Origin of the sequence: Bacillus sp. RB3 (genome assembly GCF_030164735.1) — a bacterium.
GTDB lineage: Bacteria > Bacillota > Bacilli > Bacillales > Bacillaceae_G > Bacillus_A > Bacillus_A cereus.
In genome coordinates, this window is record NZ_JASNGE010000001.1 from 22,232 (window position 1) to 40,913 (window position 18,682).

Here is an 18,682-nt window from a genome sequence, read left to right on the forward strand (position 1 = left end):
GATTGATGAATCGTGTTATCCTCGTTGGTCGTTTAACTAAGGACCCTGACTTACGTTACACGCCCAATGGTGTTGCAGTAGCTACTTTTACGTTAGCTGTGAATCGCGCATTTGCCAATCAACAAGGTGAGCGTGAAGCTGACTTTATTAATTGTGTAATATGGCGTAAACAAGCAGAAAACGTAGCAAATTATTTGAAAAAAGGTAGCTTAGCAGGCGTAGATGGACGTCTTCAAACTCGTAATTACGAGGGACAAGATGGTAAACGTGTATACGTAACAGAAGTTCTTGCGGAAAGCGTGCAATTTTTAGAGCCGCGTAATGGCGGTGGGGAGCAACGTGGTTCATTTAATCAGCAACCATCAGGAGCTGGTTTCGGTAACCAAGGCTCTAACCCATTTGGTCAATCTAGTAATTCAGGTAACCAAGGTAACTCTGGATTTACGAAGAATGACGATCCATTTTCAAATGTAGGTCAACCGATCGACATTTCCGACGACGATTTACCGTTCTAATACAGTAAATTTGTTAGTTTTAACAAAGAATGGAGGGAAATAGACATGGCAGGACGCAAAGGTGGACGTGCGAAACGTCGTAAGGTGTGTTTCTTCACAGCTAACGGCATCACTCGCATTGACTATAAAGATGTTGATTTATTAAAACGTTTCGTTTCTGAGCGTGGTAAAATTTTACCTCGTCGTGTAACAGGAACAAGCGCGAAATACCAACGTAAACTTACAGTTGCAATTAAACGTGCTCGTCAAATGGCACTTTTACCATATGTTGGTGAATAATAGCGTATGAAATGCACAGTAGAGTCGGACTCTACTGTGCATTTTGCTATGCTTTTCTTTTTTGAAAGAGAGGTTAAAATGTGAAACAAGCAAGATTTATTACTGAAGGTGCCGCGTTGTTGGCTATATATGCAATGTTATTGCTTATATCTATGTATGTTCCGATTTTGGGTACAGTTGTAACTTTTGCGTTGCCGTTACCATTTATACTATTAATGATAAGACATAAACTATCTAATGTGCTCGTGGTTTTTGTAGCGGCACTTTTTGTTACTGTTATTGTGAGTCAACCGATGAATTTAGTGAAGACAATTATGTTTGGATTGATAGGGATTGTTTTAGGATATATGTATAAAACAAGAAAAAAGCCAGTGGAAATCTTAATAGCTGGGACGCTTGCATACTTAATTGGTTTTGTACTTATTTATGTTGCGAGTATAAAGTTTTTTAACATAGATATAATGAAGCAAATGCAAAGTATATTTAGTGAAAGTATGGCGAAAAGCGAAAAGATAGTAAGTGCTACAGGTATGCCGATTAGTAAGGAACAAAAAGAGTTACTTGCACAAATGAATGATATATTACAATCGTTACTTCCGAGTATACTTGTGCTAGTTTCAGTATGTTTTTCTTGGATTACAGTGATAATATCAGGTAGTGTTTTGAAAAAGTTAAAACATGACGTTATATCTTGGCCTAAATTTAAAGATATACAATTACCAAAGAGTATCATTTGGTATTACGTTATATTTATTTTGTTAGCAACTTTTATAAAAGTAGAACCAACATCATATTTACATATGGTATTTTCCAACCTAAATGTCATATTTGCACTATTGCTTGTACTGCAAGGTCTGACATTTATCGCCTTTTTAGCGTATAGAAAAGGTTTTACTAAAGGGGTTCCTATTATTAGTTTTATTGCATGCATGTTTATTCCGATGCTGTTTCCTCTTGTGACAATCTTAGGTATAATTGACTTAGGGATTTCATTGCGTTCTAAAATAGGGGGATAAAATAATATTCCTTATACTATTTTAATCTGTTTAACTAACTGGAAGGTGAGTTAGTTTTACTTTATAGGAGTTGTATACATGCCTGAATTTGATAAGAAACAGTGGTTTTTATATCCTGTTTATGTATTGGCATTTTTTGTGTTTGTGCTCATTTCAATTCTCTGTTATTTTCATTTAATTATGGGGATAGCTGCTTTTGTCATTTTTTGTATCGTATTCTTTATCGTTATACGATTTGAACTTAATTTTCAAAGGAATTTCGAAAAGCATACGACAGATATGATTACAAGAGTAAAGAAAGTAAGTAATGAAGCATTTAACCAAATGCCGATTGGTATTTTGTTATACAATAAGGATTATGGGATTGATTGGGCAAATCCTTATTTATCTTCATGTCTGGGACAGCATGCATTAGCTGGATGGCACCTTTACGATGTATCAGAAACATTACTTCTTTTCATTAAAGGAGAAACTTCTGATGATATAGTCTCTTTAAATAATCGAAAGTTTCGCGTTTTTGTAAGGAAAGAAGAAAAGTTAATTTATTTCTTTGATGTAACGGAACAAACAGAAATCGAAAAGATGTACGAGGATCAAAGGACTGTTTTAGCTGTCATCTATTTGGATAATTATGATGAAGTTACACAAGGATTAGATGATCAATTACGTACGAATATAACAAGTCTTGTGACATCGCGACTAAATGAATGGGCACTTAAGTATGGGGCGTATTTAAAACGTGCCTCTTCAGAAAGATTCTTCGTTGTGCTAAATGAAAGTATTTTGACGCAGATGGAAAAAGGGAAATTTAGCATTTTAGATCAGGTGCGTGAAGAAACATCTAAAAGGAATATACCACTTACATTAAGTGTGGGTGTCGGATCAGGTGATTTACCTTTATCAGAGCTTGGAGCAATGGCTCAATCTGGTTTAGATCTTGCGCTTGGGCGTGGGGGAGACCAAGTAGCTATTAAACAAGCGACAGGTAAAGTTAAGTTCTATGGAGGTAAGACAAATCCGGTTGAAAAACGTACCCGTGTACGCGCTAGGGTCATTTCGCATGCGTTAAAGGATTTAGTATTAGAAAGTAGTAATGTCATTATTATGGGGCATAGGGCTCCCGATATGGACGCAATTGGTGCTGCGATTGGTATTTTAAAAGTGGCTCAATTAAATGAGCGTAAAGGATATATTGTGTTAGATGAAAATGATTCCGATAAAGGAATTAAGCGTTTGATGGACAAAGTGAAACAAAATGAGGAGTTATGGTCTCGTTTTATTACTCCAGAGCAAGCGATGGAATTTGCAAATGATGAGTCGTTACTTGTTGTTGTCGATACGCATAAACCTTCTATGGTGATGGAGCAAAAACTGTTACATAAAATTGAAAATGTAGTAGTTATTGATCATCATCGCCGTGGAGAAGATTTTATTGAAGATCCATTGCTAGTTTATATGGAACCATATGCTTCTTCAACAGCAGAATTGGTTACAGAATTACTTGAGTATCAACCTAAAAATTTAAAGATGACAATGTTAGAAGCGACGGCATTGTTAGCGGGTATTATTGTCGACACGAAAAGTTTCACATTCCGGACAGGGGCTCGTACATTTGATGCTGCTTCTTATTTACGCTCACATGGTGCAGATACTGTACTTGTACAAGAACTTTTAAAGGAAGATATGGATCAGTATTTACGGGTTGCAAAAGCTATAAAAAATGCGTACATTTATAAAAATGGAATTGCGATTGCTAAAGTTGATAGTGATGATTACTACGATCAAGTGCTTATTGCGCAATCGGCAGACACGTTATTAACGATGACAGGGATTATTGCATCATTTGTTGTTGCGAAACGTGGCGAGAATCTCATTGGAATTAGCAGCAGGTCTTTAGGTGAAGTGAATGTGCAGCTAATTATGGAAAACTTAGGCGGTGGCGGGCATTTGACGAATGCAGCCACACAGATGAAAAATGTTACAGTAGATGAAGCTGAGGAGAAGCTTCGATTTGTTATTGATGACTATTTACAGGGAGGCACACAATCATGAAAGTAATTTTTCTAAAAGACGTAAAAGGTAAAGGTAAAAAAGGAGAAGTAAAAAACGTACCAGATGGCTATGCAAATAACTTCTTATTAAAACAAGGATTAGCTGCTGAAGCAACAAATAGCAGTATGAAAACTTTAGAAGCTCAAAAGCGTAAAGAAGAAAAAGATGCAGCAGCAGAGCTTGAAAATGCAAAAGAGTTAAAAGAGACTTTAGAGAAATTAACTGTAGAATTAAAGGCGAAATCTGGAGAAGGTGGCCGTTTATTTGGTTCTATCACAAGCAAACAAATCGTAGATGCAATGCAAAAATCACACAAGATTAAGCTTGATAAACGTAAATTTGAAATGGACGATGCAATCCGCGCGTTAGGTTATACAAACGTTACTGTGAAATTGCATCCACAAGTAACAGCAACAGTAAAAGTTCATGTTAGTGAACAATAAAAATAAATTAAGCAAGGAGGATTGCGTATGAGTGATGTACTTGCTGATCGTACCCCTCCGCATAATATAGAGGCTGAGCAGGCGGTTTTAGGGGCCATATTGATTGATCAAGATGCGTTAACTTCAGCATCAGAGTTATTGGTACCTGATTCGTTCTATCGAACGAAACATCAAAAGATTTTTGAAGTCATGCTTGGGCTATCTGATAAGGGAGAGCCGATCGACTTAGTAATGATGACATCAGCAATGGCTGATCAAGGATTACTAGAAGAAGTTGGTGGGGTTTCTTACTTGGCAGAGTTAGCAGAAGTTGTGCCAACTGCAGCTAACGTAGAATATTACGCACGCATCATCGCTGAAAAGGCGCTTTTACGTCGTTTAATTCGCACGGCGACTCATATTGTATCGGATGGATACGAGAGAGAAGATGATGTGGATGGTCTTTTAAATGAGGCTGAGAAAAAAATATTAGAAGTATCCCATCAAACGAATGCAAAAGCATTCCAAAACATTAAAGATGTTCTTGTAGATGCTTATGACAAAATTGAACTTTTGCATAATCAAAAGGGTGAAGTTACTGGGATACCAACTGGGTTTACTGAATTAGATAAGATGACAGCAGGTTTCCAACGAAATGATTTAATTATCGTGGCAGCACGTCCATCAGTAGGGAAAACGGCATTTTCATTAAATATTGCACAAAACGTAGCGACGAAAACGGATGAAAATGTAGCGATTTTTAGTTTGGAGATGGGTGCTGATCAGCTTGTTATGCGTATGCTTTGTGCAGAAGGGAATATTGATGCACAAAGACTTCGTACTGGTTCATTAACTTCCGATGATTGGGCAAAATTAACAATGGCAATGGGGAGTCTCTCAAATGCTGGTATATATATTGATGATACGCCAGGTATTAAAGTAAATGAGATTCGAGCAAAATGTCGTAGATTAAAGCAAGAACAAGGTCTTGGTATGATTTTGATTGACTATTTGCAGCTTATTCAAGGAAGTGGGAAATCAGGAGAAAACCGTCAGCAGGAAGTATCTGAGATTTCTCGTACCTTAAAAGGGATTGCACGTGAATTGCAAGTGCCTGTTATTGCTTTATCACAGTTATCTCGTGGTGTAGAATCTCGTCAAGATAAACGCCCGATGATGTCTGATATTCGTGAATCTGGAAGTATTGAGCAGGATGCTGATATTGTAGCTTTCCTATATCGTGAAGACTACTATGATCGAGAAACGGAAAACAAAAATACAATTGAAATTATTATTGCAAAACAACGTAACGGTCCAGTAGGTTCAGTGGAACTTGCATTCGTCAAAGAGTTCAATAAGTTCGTTAACTTAGAACGTCGTTTTGAGGATGGACATGCTCCACCGGCATAAAGGCAGTATAAAAAAGAAACACATTTCTTATAATAAGATGTGTTTCTTTTTTTTTATAAGAAAGATAAGGCTTTCATAAGTTAAATATATAATTCTTACGAACGAAAATGTTTTTTTGTGAAAAAATGTTCGCTTTTCGGTTGACTTCTCTTTCGGTTTTGGTACAATTATATTGTTTGAATAGATCGTTTGAAAATTGCGGAGGTGCTTTAATAATGTCTTCAGTAGTAGTTGTAGGAACACAATGGGGCGATGAAGGAAAAGGTAAAATCACTGATTTTCTTTCTGAGCATGCGGAAGTAGTTGCAAGATATCAAGGTGGAAATAACGCGGGACATACAATTGTTTTCGGCGGAGTTAAATATAAATTGCACTTAATTCCATCTGGTATTTTCTATAAAGAGAAAATTTGTGTAATCGGAAACGGATTAGTAGTAGATCCAAAAGCATTACTTGAAGAGTTAAAATACTTACACGATCGTGGTGTAAGTACTGATAATTTACGTGTAAGTAACCGTGCACATGTTATTTTACCTTACCACTTAAAGCAAGATGAGTTAGAAGAAGCAAGTAAAGGTGATAACAAAATCGGTACAACGAAAAAAGGTATCGGTCCTGCATATATGGATAAAGCTGCTCGTATTGGTATTCGTATGGCTGATCTTTTAGACCGTGAAGCATTTAAAGAGAAGCTTGAGCGCAATTTAGTAGAAAAAAATCGTTTATTTGAAAAAATGTACGATACAGAAGGTTTCACTGTAGAAGAAATTTTCGAAGAGTACTTCGAGTACGGGCAACAAATCGCGCAATATGTATGTGATACATCTGTTGTATTAAATGATGCATTAGATAATAATCACCGTGTATTATTTGAAGGTGCGCAAGGTGTTATGCTTGATATTGACCACGGTACGTACCCGTTCGTTACATCTTCTAACCCAATTGCTGGTGGTGTAACAGTTGGAACTGGAGTTGGTCCTGCGAAAGTTACTCGCGTTGTAGGTGTATGTAAAGCATATACAAGCCGCGTTGGTGATGGTCCATTCCCTACTGAGCTTCATGATGAAATTGGTCATCAAATTCGTGAAGTTGGTCGCGAGTATGGAACGACAACTGGTCGTCCACGCCGCGTAGGTTGGTTCGATAGCGTTGTTGTAAGACATGCACGTCGTGTTAGTGGTTTAACGGATCTATCATTAAATTCTATCGACGTTTTAACAGGTATTCCAACTCTTAAAATTTGTGTTGCTTACAAATACAATGGTGAAGTTATTGATGAAGTTCCAGCTAACTTAAACATTTTAGCAAAATGTGAGCCTGTATATGAAGAGCTTCCAGGTTGGGAAGAAGATATTACTGGTGTAAAATCATTAGATGAACTTCCTGAAAATGCACGAAAATACGTAGAACGTGTTTCTGAGTTAACAGGAATTCAAATATCTATGTTCTCAGTTGGACCAGATCGTAACCAAACAAATATTGTTCGTAACGTATACGAAGCTTAATTAATAGTATTTAGAAAAAACTCATGTCCGCATGAGTTTTTTCTTATTCTTTTATAAAAAAACAAAAAAAATATTGCAATAAATACAGAATACATGTTATGATATATCTTGTCGTCACGAAAATATGACGTTGGTGAGTATGAGCCATTAGCTCAGTTGGTAGAGCATCTGACTTTTAATCAGAGGGTCGAAGGTTCGAGTCCTTCATGGCTCACCATTTTATTTTTCGTGGCCCGTTGGTCAAGTGGTTAAGACACCGCCCTTTCACGGCGGTAACACGGGTTCGAATCCCGTACGGGTCATGTTTTTTTTGCTTATTTTTGGTCCCGTGGTGTAGTGGTTAACATGCCTGCCTGTCACGCAGGAGATCGCCGGTTCGACCCCGGTCGGGACCGCCACTTTTGTTTATACCACCATTAGTGGTTTTATATATAGTTTTGGCTCGGTAGCTCAGTCGGTAGAGCAGAGGACTGAAAATCCTCGTGTCGGCGGTTCGATTCCGTCCCGAGCCACTCTCAGGATATTAAGTGGGCCCACTTAATATCCTTTTTATTTATGTAATTTTACAAAACTGAGTAGTTATTTTAAAATAGAACGAGGAGCCTCTAGCAGTTGAAGCTAGAGGTTTTTCTATAGATCGTATAAGATGCCGTGTAAAAGTGGATCATACATGAGTCTATGAGAATAGAGGAGAAAATACTTAAACAAAGGATGCGATCATATAGGACATACTATGTAAACATCAATATGTTTAGGGATTATTGACCATATTTTTATAAGGAGGAAATAGACGATGATGGGAAAGAAAATTTTAGTAGTTGATGATGAAAAGCCGATTGCAGATATTTTGAAGTTTAACTTAGAAAAAGAAGGTTTTGAAATAGTAATGGCACATGATGGTGATGAAGCAATTGAAAAGGCTAATGAAGAGCAACCAGATATGGTTTTATTAGATATTATGCTACCAGGTAAAGACGGCTTAGAGGTTTGCCGTGAAATACGTAAAAGCTCAGAAATGCCGATTATTATGCTTACAGCAAAGGACTCTGAGATTGATAAAGTATTAGGGCTTGAGCTTGGGGCAGATGATTATGTAACGAAGCCATTTAGTACAAGGGAATTACTTGCTCGTGTGAAGGCGAATTTACGCCGCCATCAACAAGGTGGTGCTGCGGAAAAAGAAGAAAATACAGAAATGGTTATTGGACCAATTGTGATTAATCCAAATGCATATAGTGTAACGAAGCGCGAGGAAAATATCGAGCTTACACATCGTGAATTTGAGTTGCTACATTATTTAGCGAAACATTTAGGACAAGTTATGACACGCGAACATTTATTACAAACAGTTTGGGGTTATGACTATTTTGGAGATGTGCGCACAGTAGACGTTACAGTACGTCGTTTGCGTGAAAAAATTGAAGATAATCCAAGCCATCCTACTTTAATTGTAACTAGACGTGGAGTAGGGTATTACTTGCGTGACCCAGAGCAGGAATAGTATATGAAGAAAGTTGGTTTTTTTCAATCTATTCATTTAAAATTTGTGCTTATATATATGCTATTAATATTAATAGCGATGCAAGTTATTGGAGTATATTTCGTAAGGGAATTAGAGAAGAGCTTAGTACAAGGTTTTAGGGATTCTTTAACGCAGCAAACAAACTTATTATCATATAATTTGAAGCAAGAGTTTAAAAAAAGTTATACAAAAGCAGAAACAGAGTCAACAGATGAAACGATTAAAACGTCAATTCGAAAATTTGCCTCTGATCAGAAGAAAGTTATACAAGAGGTAAGTGTATTTGATTCGCACAGAAAGTTACTGGCTATTTCAGATGAATCAAAGCAGAATAAGGTGAATCGAACATCAACTGATATAGCTGTTCAGCGAGTGTTAGTACAAAAAAAGCCAGAAGTGAAAATTGAGAAGGATGGTAGTACAGGTCATCGTGTTCAAGTTATGCTTACTCCGATTCTAGATGATAACGGTAAGGATGCGCTTGGTGTTATTTACATTGTGGCATCTATGGAAGATGTATATAAACAAATGAAGGATATAAATCAAATTTTTGCTACGGGAACAGTAATTGCTTTATTAGTAACGGCCGTACTTGGGATTTTATTGGCTCAAACAATTACAAGACCAATTTCAGATATGCGGAGACAAGCAATTGAAATGGCAAAAGGAAATTATTCCAGAAAAGTAAAAGTGCATAGCCATGATGAAATTGGACAACTGGCATTATCCTTCAATAATTTATCGAAAAAATTACAACAAGCTCGTTCTTCTACAGAAAGTGAAAGGCGTAAATTATCATCTGTTTTATCACATATGACAGATGGAGTAATTGCTACTGATCGAAAAGGGGATATTATTTTACTAAATGACCCTGCGGAAAAGATGTTAAATGTTTCTCGTGAAACAGCGCTCGATCAATCTGTTTTAGAGGTATTAGGGATACAGGAAGAATTTACGCTCGATCATTTATATGAAGAGCCAGATTCTGTTTTATTAGATTTTAGTACGAGAAATGAACCATATATTTTACGTGCTAGTTTCTCTGTTATTCAAAAAGAAACAGGGAAGGCAAACGGCTTAATTGCTGTACTATATGATGTAACAGAGCAGGAACGTATAGAACGGGAACGCCGTGAGTTTGTGGCAAATGTCTCTCATGAATTAAGGACGCCATTAACGACGATGCGCAGTTATTTAGAGGCACTTACAGATGGAGCATGGCAGGATCCAAATATTGCACCACAATTTTTAACGGTTACACAAGAAGAAACAGAAAGAATGATTAGACTTGTAAATGCGTTGTTACAGCTATCTAAACTGGATAGTACAGAGCATCGTTTAATGAAAGAATGGGTCGACTTTACTGATTTCTTTAATAATATTATTGATCGCTTTGAAATGTCTAAAGAGCAAAATGTAAGTTTCAAACGATCTTTCTCTAAGAAATCTAGATTTATTGATATGGATACTGACAAAATTACTCAAGTGCTGTATAACATTATTTCTAACGCATTAAAGTATTCACCAGAAGGTGGAACAGTAACATATCGTTTACGTGATCGCGGTGATTTATTAGAAATTAGTGTAAGTGACCAAGGAATGGGTATTCCAAAAGAAAACGTTGATAAAATCTTTGAACGTTTTTATCGCGTAGATAAAGCTCGTTCAAGACAAATGGGTGGTACGGGACTTGGATTAGCAATTGCAAAAGAAATGATTGAGGCACATGGTGGCTCTATTTGGGCGAAGAGTGAAGAAGGAAAAGGGACAACTATTTATTTCACGTTACCAATGGCAGCAGATGAAGAGGACGATTGGGAATGAGTATGGAAAACTTTAAAACAATAGTTTTAATTAACCTAGTTGTAATTAGCCTATTTCTTACTTTTAATCTATGGACGTATGTGCCAGATTCTACATCCATGCAAAACGCGAAATTTGTACAGGGGAATGAAGGAATGAACCAAACTAAAATTTCCGATGTTGTCCGTCCTACTTCTATCATCGTGCATAAAGATAAAAATCATTATGGGAGCAGAAGAGAGGCAGATATAGAATCAATCTATAAGCCCCTGGAAGTAGGGGAACTACATGATTTTAGAGAGATATCAATCACTAAGGGTGATTTCCTTTCATATGTGCATGGTGAAGGGAAAGTTGAACTTGTTTTCCCTACCGATATCCCATTTGATGCAGTAAAATCCATGTTTAACATGAAAGAGAAAAGTACAGATAAGCCTAAACATTTTAATCGTATTCTCCTTGATCCTTCTAGAAGTAAGGATCAAGAAATTAAAATTAACTTTGTTTCTGATGGTGATAACTTTAAAATATACGAGGCAAAATTAAGTGGCTTGTATTTAAAAGATATTGTAAATGCCCAAAATCAATTTATAGTATCAGCAAAACCTTATTTTGATTATCAACTCAATGATATGAAAAAATTATTTTTACCAGATGGAACGACAGAGTTAAGCAATATAACATATATTTCATCTAATTTAGCAGTTGATACGTTTAAGAATGCTCTGTTTAGTGATCCTCGTTATTTAAGTCCGATTACCGAGATGTCGAAAGAAACATTTACAGATGGTATTAGATCCATGGAAATTGAAAACGATCGTCACATGCTAAAGTATAAAAACTCTTCTGTCTTAACTGAGAAAACGATAGATAATTTAATGCTTTTACAAAAAAGCTTTGAATTTGTAAGTGGTCACAGTGGGAGTTTGGATTCATATCGTTTGGACTATATGAATAAAGGAGAGACAGTATTTCGCTTAAATGAAGATGGATATCCAGTATTCAATGCAGATGGATTAGCGGAATTAAGACAAGTATGGGGATCAGAAGAAGTAATGGAATATGAAAGACCATTGCTGTCTTTAAATACTAAAGGTATAGAACAGAAGGTTACTCTTCCGTCAGGGCATGTTGTAATAGCATCCCTAGAAAATAATCCAGAGATAAAGAAACAAGTAATTAAGGATATTGGCATTGGATACAAGTTATCACTAGATGGGCAAGTGGTTCGACTACAACCAATTTGGTATGTAAAGCTTGTTGAAGATGAAACAGGTAAACAGAAAATCTATGAGTGGAGTGAGGGAGGACTAAATGGATTGGGATCGGATTAAAACCATATTTATTGTGACCTTTTTTGTTTTGGACCTCTTTCTCATTTTCCAATTCATTCAAAAGCAAGATAGTAATCAATTGGAGCTTATTGCAGAAACAAAGATAGATCAAGAATTAAAAGCAAATAAAATTACGATGGGAAATATCCCTAAAGAACCGAAAAAAGAGTCATTTATTAGAGCGGAAAATAAAGCCTTTAAAGAAGAAGATATACAGTCTTTGAAAAATCAAACGGTGCATATACAAAATATGTACAAGATAGAAAGTAAGCTAAAAGAGCCTTTTTTAAATACGAAATCATTATCAAAAGATAAGTATAATGAATTTTTGAAGAACTATGTATTGGATGGACAAAAGTATGAATTTGGAGCGGTGAAAGACTCTAAAATTTATTTCTTCCAAAAATATAAAGATAAGCCTATTTTCTATAATAATCAGGCGATGATTGTTGTGGAATTAAATGAAAAAAATGAACTTGTTTCATATACGCAGACAATGCTAACTGATTTAAAAGAAATGGGCGAAGGTGAAAAAACGAAAGAGCAAGAAATTATTACGGCTCAAACAGCTTTAGAAAATTTGTATTTAAAAAATAAAATTCATGGAAATACGCATGTTAAAGAAGCGCAAATTGGTTATGCCACTCTTACCGCATCTACTTCTAATAACCAAGTACTTGCTCCAACGTGGAATTTAAAAACGGAGCAGAAGCAGGACTTCTTTGTGAATGCAATTGAAGGACAAGTTATGGAATTAGGAGAAAAGGAAAATCAAGTGGTTGATGAACATACTGGAGTGAGAAAGAATGGGGTTGCATTTTAGCGTACTTGCAAGTGGAAGTACAGGAAATATGCTATACGTAGGAACCGATGAAAAAAAATTACTAGTCGACGCAGGTTTAAGTGGTAAAGCAACAGAGGCTTTATTTAAACAAGCAGAACTAAATATAAATGATGTATCAGGTATTCTTGTAACGCATGAGCATAGTGATCATATTAAAGGATTAGGTGTATTGGCACGTAAATATGATTTACCTGTTTATGCGAATGAGAAAACATGGAATGCAATGGAACATTTAATAGGAAATATCCCAACTGAACAAAAGTTTATTTTCTCAGTTGGTGATGTGAAAACATTTGGTGATATTGAAGTCGAGTCATTTGGAGTTTCTCATGATGCGGCAGAACCGATGTTTTATGCTTTCCATAACAATAATAGGAAATTAGCGCTTATTACAGATACGGGATACGTAAGTGACCGTATGAAGGGCGTTATTAAGGGAGCTAATGCTTTTGTATTTGAAAGTAATCATGATGTAGAAATGCTTCGTATGGGACGTTATCCATGGAGCATTAAACGACGTATTTTAAGTGACGTTGGGCATGTTTGTAATGAGGATGCTGCATTAGCGATGGCAGATGTAATTACAGATGAGACAAAGCATATTTATTTAGCCCATTTAAGCTTAGATAATAACATGAAAGAACTAGCGCGTATGTCAGTATCACAAGTACTAGAGGAAAAAGGATTTGGAGTGGGTGAATCCTTTGAAATTCACGATACAGATCCAAAAATGCCTACAAAAATTCAATACGTATAATTCTTCATTTTAGTAAACAATAAAGGTGAATATAGTTGTTTTCAGGAAGATAGGTGAACAAATATGTCCTTTATTGATGAAGAAAGTTATCGTATGAAACGTGCAGGAAAAAAGAAGCACAAAGGTATAGTTCTTTCGAGTATAGCGGGAACAATTGTAGGAGCTTCTTTATTTGCGTTTGGAGCGCCTTTATTTTCGAATTCTGCTGATACGCTTCCGCAAGCTGAAGCAAGCGGAAGTAATATGACTGAAGCTCAAGGGATTAAACAGATTAGCTTTGTAGATGCTGTTGATCGTGCATCTGAAGCTGTTGTGGGTGTTATTAACATTCAACGAGATAATTTTTCAGAGGCAGATTCAGAGGCCGGTACAGGATCAGGAGTAATTTATAAAAAGACAGATGGTCAAGCTTATATTGTAACGAATAATCATGTTGTAGCTGGAGCGAATCGTATTGAAGTAAGTCTAAGTGATGGTAAGAAGGTTCCTGGAAAAGTATTAGGAACCGATGTAGTCACAGATTTAGCTGTATTAGAAATAGATGCAAAGCATGTGAAAAAAATAATTGAAATTGGCGATTCTAATACTGTTCGCAGAGGAGAACCAGTTATTGCGATTGGAAACCCACTTGGACTGCAATTTTCTGGAACAGTTACACAAGGTATTATTTCAGCTAATGAACGTATTGTCCCTGTAGATTTAGATCAAGATGGACATTATGATTGGCAAGTAGAAGTGTTACAAACAGATGCAGCGATTAATCCGGGGAATAGTGGTGGTGCGCTTGTAAATGCAGCAGGACAATTAATTGGTATTAATTCAATGAAAATTGCTGCAAAAGAAGTAGAAGGAATCGGCCTTGCTATTCCGGTGACTAGAGCTGTTCCGATTATGAATGAACTTGAGAAGTATGGAAAAGTAAGAAGACCGTATGTTGGGATTGAACTTAGGTCATTAAATGAAATCCCAAACTATTATTGGTCAAAAACATTACATTTACCAGGTACTGTAACAGAGGGCGTTTGTATTTTGGATGTGAAAAGTCCTTCGCCAGGTGCGGATGCTGGTTTAAGAGAACATGATGTTATTGTGGCAGTAGATGGAAAACCGATTCGCGATATTATTGGATTCCGTACGGCCTTATATGATAAGGAAATTAATGATAAAATGACTCTTACGTTTTATCGTGGTACAAAAAGAGTAACAACAACAGTGAAATTAGGCATTCAAAAGTATTAAAAACAGGAGGGCCTACCTCCTGTTTTCTATTGTAGAAAAGTGAGGTGTAGAAAATGAATTTACCTTGTTGTTTAGAACATGTTGAATTAGCGTTAGATATTATTGTGGATGAGTGTGAAGTTGCACCAGTTATCAACAATGTGGATAACTCGGGAAAAGAGAAAAAAACATGTGAATTTTGTCAAAATGAGGCGACATATGTTGTATCGAACACAGATTCCCACACAATATGTGGGTAGTATTTGTGGATATGTGGATAAGTTTTGTGGATAACATGTTTGTAAGGTGGAGGATACGTGTGAATATCTCGATTATTTCAATTGGGAAATTAAAAGAAAAATATTTGAAACAAGGTATAGCAGAATACTTAAAACGATTATCTGCATACGCAAAAGTAGAAGTAATTGAATTACCTGATGAAAAGGCGCCAGAAAATTTAAGTGAAGCAGAAATGTTAATTGTAAAGGAAAAAGAAGGTATACGTATACTCGATAAAATTTCTGATGACACGCATGTGATTGCATTAGCTATAGAAGGAAAGCAAAAGTCATCAGAAGAATTTGCGGTAAGTCTAGATCGCCTTGCTACATACGGAAAGAGTAAAGTCGCATTTGTAATTGGTGGATCACTTGGACTAAGCTCAGAAGTGATGAAGCGTTCAAATGAGTCACTTTCTTTTTCAAAGATGACATTACCACACCAATTAATGCGATTAGTGTTGCTTGAGCAAGTCTATAGAGCGTTTCGGATTAATCGTGGAGAACCGTATCATAAGTAATGTATTCTATGTAAAACACTGATATTATCATATTTATTTTATTATGCCTATAATTGGAGGCTATGTGAATGGTAAGTGATCAGACGAGATATTCTAGACTCGCAAATATAACAAAAATAATAAATACGAAATTAGAACTACGTGACGTATTGCAGCGTGTGACAATGGCGATATCAGAGGAAATTGTTAGGTGCGATGCTGTTGGAATTTATTTACCCCAGGAAGATGGAACATTTAGAGGGTTTGCAGGAAAACCAGAGACTATAAATGGCGTAACGCTCGATACTCAAGTAATTGATCCTGAAATAGACTTACTGGCAAAAGAGGTTATTGAAACGAAAAAAACCATCTATATTCCTGATACCTCAAAGGATCATCGACCAGATCCGAGACCGGTTAATGCATTCAAAATTAAGTCCTTATTAGCTTTGCCTATCTCATTTGGGCAAGAGTTATTTGGTCTAGTTTTTTTATTTGATTATGGAATTCCGATGAACTTAACAGATTCAGAAATTCAAAGTGTTGAAGCTTATGTAAATATGGCTGCGGTTGCAATTCAAAACACAAATAATTTAAAACAAAAGGAAAACCTTATTGCTGAGAAGCAGCTGTTACTAAATGTTACACGTGATTTATCAATGTGTTCCTCGATACAGGAGAGTTTTGATAAATGCTTTTTTTATCTAGAACAGATTTTAGAGAGTAAAAATATGACTGCCCATCTTCTAGATCCGCTAGATAAAACAACAATTAAAACAACGAAATTAAGTAAGGGTTGTCATTGGACAGAAGCGGATTGGACACAGAAAAGCTATGAAGCCAAGATTCAAGAAGTTATTCAAACAAAAAATATAGATAGTAAGGGTCTATTGATGATTCCATTGGTTTCAATTGGAGAAGTATTAGGGGTAATCGTCGTTGGCAAAGAAGGAAAAGCTCACAATTATGATCATTCTCAACTTCAACTAGCAAAATCTATCGTTGATGCCACAGCCCCTACGTTTTCGAATTTGTCATATATGGATCAACTAGAAAGCATAGTGGAAGAGCGAACGAGAGAGCTAGCTGCTGCTAATGAAAAAGTTACAAGTGTGATTGAATGTATTACGGATGGATTTTTTATTTTAAATAATAAATGGGAATTTACGTACGTAAATAAGCACCAATATTTTCCGCAAAGAAAAACAGCAAAAGATGTATTAGGAAAGAATATATGGGATGTTTTCCCCAGTGAAATCGACACAGTTATGTATAAGGAATTTCATCGTGCGATGTCAGAGCGAACTACAGTTCATTTCGAATTTCTTTCTACTGCAGATGAATATTGGCACGAAGTTATTGCATACCCGTATGATGATGGTATTTGTTGTATTTTTAAAAACATAACGGAAAAAAAGAAATATGAACAGGAATTGAAAAGATTATCCAACATAGATTTAATAGGGCAAATGGCAGCAGGTATCAGCCATGAAATTAGAAATCCAATGACAACAGTACTAGGATTTTTACAGTTATTAAAAGAAGAGAATACCTATGAGAAACATAATAAGTACTTTCATTTAATGATTGAAGAACTTAACCGTGCCAATTCTATTATTACTGAATTTCTCTCAATGGGTAATACAAGGAAATCGGATTTGCAGATGTTAGATTTAAATTCAATTATCCGCGATATTATTCCTTTAATAAAGATTGATACGTACAATCAAAATAAATATATTCAAGTCGATACAAATGACATTCCAGAATTACTTTTAAATCGTAATGAAATACGGCAATTATTAATGAATCTATATCGTAATGGCTTAGAAGCGATGAATACAGGGAAAGTTCTAACCATTAGCACTTACAAGGAAGGTCAAAATTGTGTGGTGCTTGCAGTGCGGGATCAAGGAAAAGGTATCAGGCCTGAAGTGTTAGAGAAACTGGGTACGCCGTTTTACACGACCAAAGATAATGGAACTGGATTGGGGTTAGGTGTATGTTATGCTATTGCTGCCCGCCATAATGCAAAAATAGAAATTCAAACAGGATCGGAAGGCACTACCTTTTTTGTTAAATTTAATTATGAAAATAATAAAAAATAACCTTATTTAGAATAGTTACGATGAACCGTATCATAAATAAATTTATTCTTTGCATATAAAAGGATAAAAAGACCATTGGACAAAAATTACCGATGGTCTTTTAAATATTATTAGATGGTATGTAGATTTCCTAAAATAAGTATGTTTCTATTTCCATAAAAATATGCTGTAATATGAAGAGGAAAAAGTATAAGTAGTTAGAGAAGTGAGGAATTAAAGGTGAAGAAGTTTAAGAAGTTTTACTTGGAGATTACGAGTGTATGTAATCTTGCGTGTAGCTTTTGTCCGCCGACGGAAAGGCAGAAGCAATTCATTTCTGTGGAGGATTTTGCTAAAAGATTAGACCAAATTAAACCTCACACAGACTACATTTATTTGCACGTGAAGGGTGAGCCGTTGCTCCACCCGAAAATAGATCAACTATTAGACTTAAGTCATGAAAAAGGGTTTAAAGTTAATATTACAACGAACGGAACGTTAATTAATAAGAGAAGACATAGGCTGTTAAATAAGCCTGCGTTAAGACAAATGAATTTTTCACTGCATAGTTTTGATGGACATCCAGGTTCGCAAGATAAAGAGGGCTATGTAAGGAGTATACTTTCCTTTATTAGGGAAGCGACAAGTCAATCAGATTTAATTGTATCGTTAAGGTTATGGAATTTAACTCAGGATAATAAAACGAATGCTGAAATCCAGAAAAATAGAGAGTTATTATCTATAATTGAAAATGAATTTGATCTATCTTATCAAATTGAAGAGAAGCTTACACCAGGAAAAGGTATAAAAATTGCAGAACGTGTCTTTATTAATCAAGACTATGAATTCCAGTGGCCAGCATTACATGAAGAAGAGGATGATGGGAAAGGATTCTGTCATGGACTTCGTAATCAAGCGGGTATTTTAGCGAATGGAACAGTTATTCCTTGTTGTTTAGATGGTGAAGGGATTATTAACCTTGGGAATATTAATAATGATTCATTTTCTAACATTATCGAAGGTGAAAGAGCAACAAACATTGTCGATGGATTTTCGAAAAGAGTTGCGGTTGAAGAACTTTGCAGGAAATGTGGATATCGCAAACGGTTTGGGAAGTAAATATGAAATAAGCCCTCATAA

17 protein-coding genes and 4 tRNA genes are annotated in these 18,682 nt (G+C 35.8%); all 21 read left to right on the plus strand.

What is annotated here, in order from left to right:
- Positions 1 to 2: 2 nt before the first annotated feature.
- Entirely contained in the window at positions 3 to 515 is a 513-nt protein-coding gene (ssb, locus tag QO049_RS00110; RefSeq protein WP_000981966.1) for a single-stranded DNA-binding protein, read from the plus strand.
- Positions 516 to 560: 45 nt separating this feature from the next.
- Positions 561 to 794, plus strand: coding sequence for a 30S ribosomal protein S18 (gene rpsR, locus QO049_RS00115; protein ID WP_000918873.1), 234 nt, complete (start codon positions 561 to 563; stop codon positions 792 to 794).
- An 80-nt stretch (positions 795 to 874) separates the two neighbouring features.
- Positions 875 to 1,810, plus strand: a complete 936-nt coding sequence (locus tag QO049_RS00120; RefSeq protein WP_000806422.1) for a YybS family protein — start codon at positions 875 to 877, stop codon at positions 1,808 to 1,810.
- 78 nt (positions 1,811 to 1,888) lie between these two features.
- Positions 1,889 to 3,862, plus strand: coding sequence for a DHH family phosphoesterase (locus QO049_RS00125; RefSeq protein WP_001113788.1), 1,974 nt, complete (start codon positions 1,889 to 1,891; stop codon positions 3,860 to 3,862).
- The gene (gene rplI / locus QO049_RS00130) at positions 3,859 to 4,305 is read left to right on the plus strand and encodes a 50S ribosomal protein L9 (protein WP_000864228.1); all 447 of its coding nucleotides are present in this window, start codon (positions 3,859 to 3,861) and stop codon (positions 4,303 to 4,305) included. Before QO049_RS00125 ends, rplI begins: the two co-directional genes overlap by 4 nt.
- Before the next feature lie 27 nt (positions 4,306 to 4,332).
- Positions 4,333 to 5,694 (plus strand): replicative DNA helicase, encoded by a 1,362-nt coding sequence (gene dnaB, locus QO049_RS00135; RefSeq protein WP_001286148.1) that lies wholly within the window; start codon positions 4,333 to 4,335, stop codon positions 5,692 to 5,694.
- A gap of 215 nt (positions 5,695 to 5,909) precedes the next feature.
- Positions 5,910 to 7,199: an adenylosuccinate synthase gene (locus QO049_RS00140; RefSeq protein ID WP_000100238.1), complete on the plus strand. Its 1,290-nt coding sequence runs from the start codon at positions 5,910 to 5,912 to the stop codon at positions 7,197 to 7,199.
- 141 nt (positions 7,200 to 7,340) lie between these two features.
- Positions 7,341 to 7,416, plus strand: a tRNA-Lys gene (locus QO049_RS00145).
- Between the two features lie 13 nt (positions 7,417 to 7,429).
- A tRNA-Glu gene (locus QO049_RS00150) sits at positions 7,430 to 7,501 on the plus strand.
- Positions 7,502 to 7,521: 20 nt separating this feature from the next.
- Positions 7,522 to 7,597, plus strand: a tRNA-Asp gene (locus tag QO049_RS00155).
- Positions 7,598 to 7,638: 41 nt separating this feature from the next.
- A tRNA-Phe gene (locus tag QO049_RS00160) sits at positions 7,639 to 7,711 on the plus strand.
- Between the two features lie 281 nt (positions 7,712 to 7,992).
- The gene (walR, locus tag QO049_RS00165; protein ID WP_000971865.1) at positions 7,993 to 8,700 is read left to right on the plus strand and encodes a cell wall metabolism DNA-binding response regulator WalR; all 708 of its coding nucleotides are present in this window, start codon (positions 7,993 to 7,995) and stop codon (positions 8,698 to 8,700) included.
- A gap of 3 nt (positions 8,701 to 8,703) precedes the next feature.
- Complete coding sequence (gene walK / locus QO049_RS00170; protein WP_000755367.1) at positions 8,704 to 10,545, plus strand: cell wall metabolism sensor histidine kinase WalK; 1,842 nt, start codon at positions 8,704 to 8,706, stop codon at positions 10,543 to 10,545.
- Positions 10,542 to 11,858 (plus strand): YycH family regulatory protein, encoded by a 1,317-nt coding sequence (locus QO049_RS00175; RefSeq protein WP_000061563.1) that lies wholly within the window; start codon positions 10,542 to 10,544, stop codon positions 11,856 to 11,858. Before walK ends, QO049_RS00175 begins: the two co-directional genes overlap by 4 nt.
- On the plus strand, positions 11,839 to 12,681 hold the full coding sequence (locus tag QO049_RS00180) for a two-component system regulatory protein YycI (RefSeq protein ID WP_000383740.1): 843 nt from the start codon (positions 11,839 to 11,841) through the stop codon (positions 12,679 to 12,681). The genes QO049_RS00175 and QO049_RS00180 overlap by 20 nt, the downstream gene beginning before the upstream one ends.
- Positions 12,665 to 13,459 carry an MBL fold metallo-hydrolase gene (locus QO049_RS00185; protein WP_000522837.1) on the plus strand — a complete coding sequence of 265 codons (795 nt, stop codon included), beginning with the start codon at positions 12,665 to 12,667 and terminating at the stop codon, positions 13,457 to 13,459. Before QO049_RS00180 ends, QO049_RS00185 begins: the two co-directional genes overlap by 17 nt.
- 63 nt (positions 13,460 to 13,522) lie before the next feature.
- Entirely contained in the window at positions 13,523 to 14,698 is a 1,176-nt protein-coding gene (locus QO049_RS00190; RefSeq protein ID WP_000008044.1) for a S1C family serine protease, read from the plus strand.
- Positions 14,699 to 14,751: 53 nt separating this feature from the next.
- Positions 14,752 to 14,937 carry a CxxH/CxxC protein gene (locus tag QO049_RS00195; protein WP_001052831.1) on the plus strand — a complete coding sequence of 62 codons (186 nt, stop codon included), beginning with the start codon at positions 14,752 to 14,754 and terminating at the stop codon, positions 14,935 to 14,937.
- Between the two features lie 59 nt (positions 14,938 to 14,996).
- The gene (gene rlmH, locus QO049_RS00200; protein WP_001027003.1) at positions 14,997 to 15,476 is read left to right on the plus strand and encodes a 23S rRNA (pseudouridine(1915)-N(3))-methyltransferase RlmH; all 480 of its coding nucleotides are present in this window, start codon (positions 14,997 to 14,999) and stop codon (positions 15,474 to 15,476) included.
- Between the two features lie 68 nt (positions 15,477 to 15,544).
- Positions 15,545 to 17,563, plus strand: a complete 2,019-nt coding sequence (locus QO049_RS00205) for a GAF domain-containing sensor histidine kinase (protein WP_246961705.1) — start codon at positions 15,545 to 15,547, stop codon at positions 17,561 to 17,563.
- 219 nt (positions 17,564 to 17,782) lie between these two features.
- Positions 17,783 to 18,661 (plus strand): radical SAM/SPASM domain-containing protein, encoded by an 879-nt coding sequence (locus QO049_RS00210; protein ID WP_000713633.1) that lies wholly within the window; start codon positions 17,783 to 17,785, stop codon positions 18,659 to 18,661.
- Positions 18,662 to 18,682: the final 21 nt, after the last annotated feature.

Bases quoted from the DNA above. Each gene is read 5' to 3' on its own strand.
- QO049_RS00185 (WP_000522837.1), top strand. From the start codon at position 12,665: ATGGGGTTGCATTTTAGCGTACTTGCAAGTGGAAGTACAGGAAATATG.
- walR (WP_000971865.1), top strand. From the start codon at position 7,993: ATGATGGGAAAGAAAATTTTAGTAGTTGATGATGAAAAGCCGATTGCA.
- QO049_RS00140 (WP_000100238.1), top strand. From the start codon at position 5,910: ATGTCTTCAGTAGTAGTTGTAGGAACACAATGGGGCGATGAAGGAAAA.
- walK (WP_000755367.1), top strand. From the start codon at position 8,704: ATGAAGAAAGTTGGTTTTTTTCAATCTATTCATTTAAAATTTGTGCTT.
- dnaB (WP_001286148.1), top strand. From the start codon at position 4,333: ATGAGTGATGTACTTGCTGATCGTACCCCTCCGCATAATATAGAGGCT.
- QO049_RS00180 (WP_000383740.1), top strand. From the start codon at position 11,839: ATGGATTGGGATCGGATTAAAACCATATTTATTGTGACCTTTTTTGTT.
- QO049_RS00205 (WP_246961705.1), top strand. From the start codon at position 15,545: ATGGTAAGTGATCAGACGAGATATTCTAGACTCGCAAATATAACAAAA.
- rpsR (WP_000918873.1), top strand. From the start codon at position 561: ATGGCAGGACGCAAAGGTGGACGTGCGAAACGTCGTAAGGTGTGTTTC.
- QO049_RS00195 (WP_001052831.1), top strand. From the start codon at position 14,752: ATGAATTTACCTTGTTGTTTAGAACATGTTGAATTAGCGTTAGATATT.
- QO049_RS00175 (WP_000061563.1), top strand. From the start codon at position 10,542: ATGAGTATGGAAAACTTTAAAACAATAGTTTTAATTAACCTAGTTGTA.
- QO049_RS00125 (WP_001113788.1), top strand. From the start codon at position 1,889: ATGCCTGAATTTGATAAGAAACAGTGGTTTTTATATCCTGTTTATGTA.
- rplI (WP_000864228.1), top strand. From the start codon at position 3,859: ATGAAAGTAATTTTTCTAAAAGACGTAAAAGGTAAAGGTAAAAAAGGA.
- QO049_RS00190 (WP_000008044.1), top strand. From the start codon at position 13,523: ATGTCCTTTATTGATGAAGAAAGTTATCGTATGAAACGTGCAGGAAAA.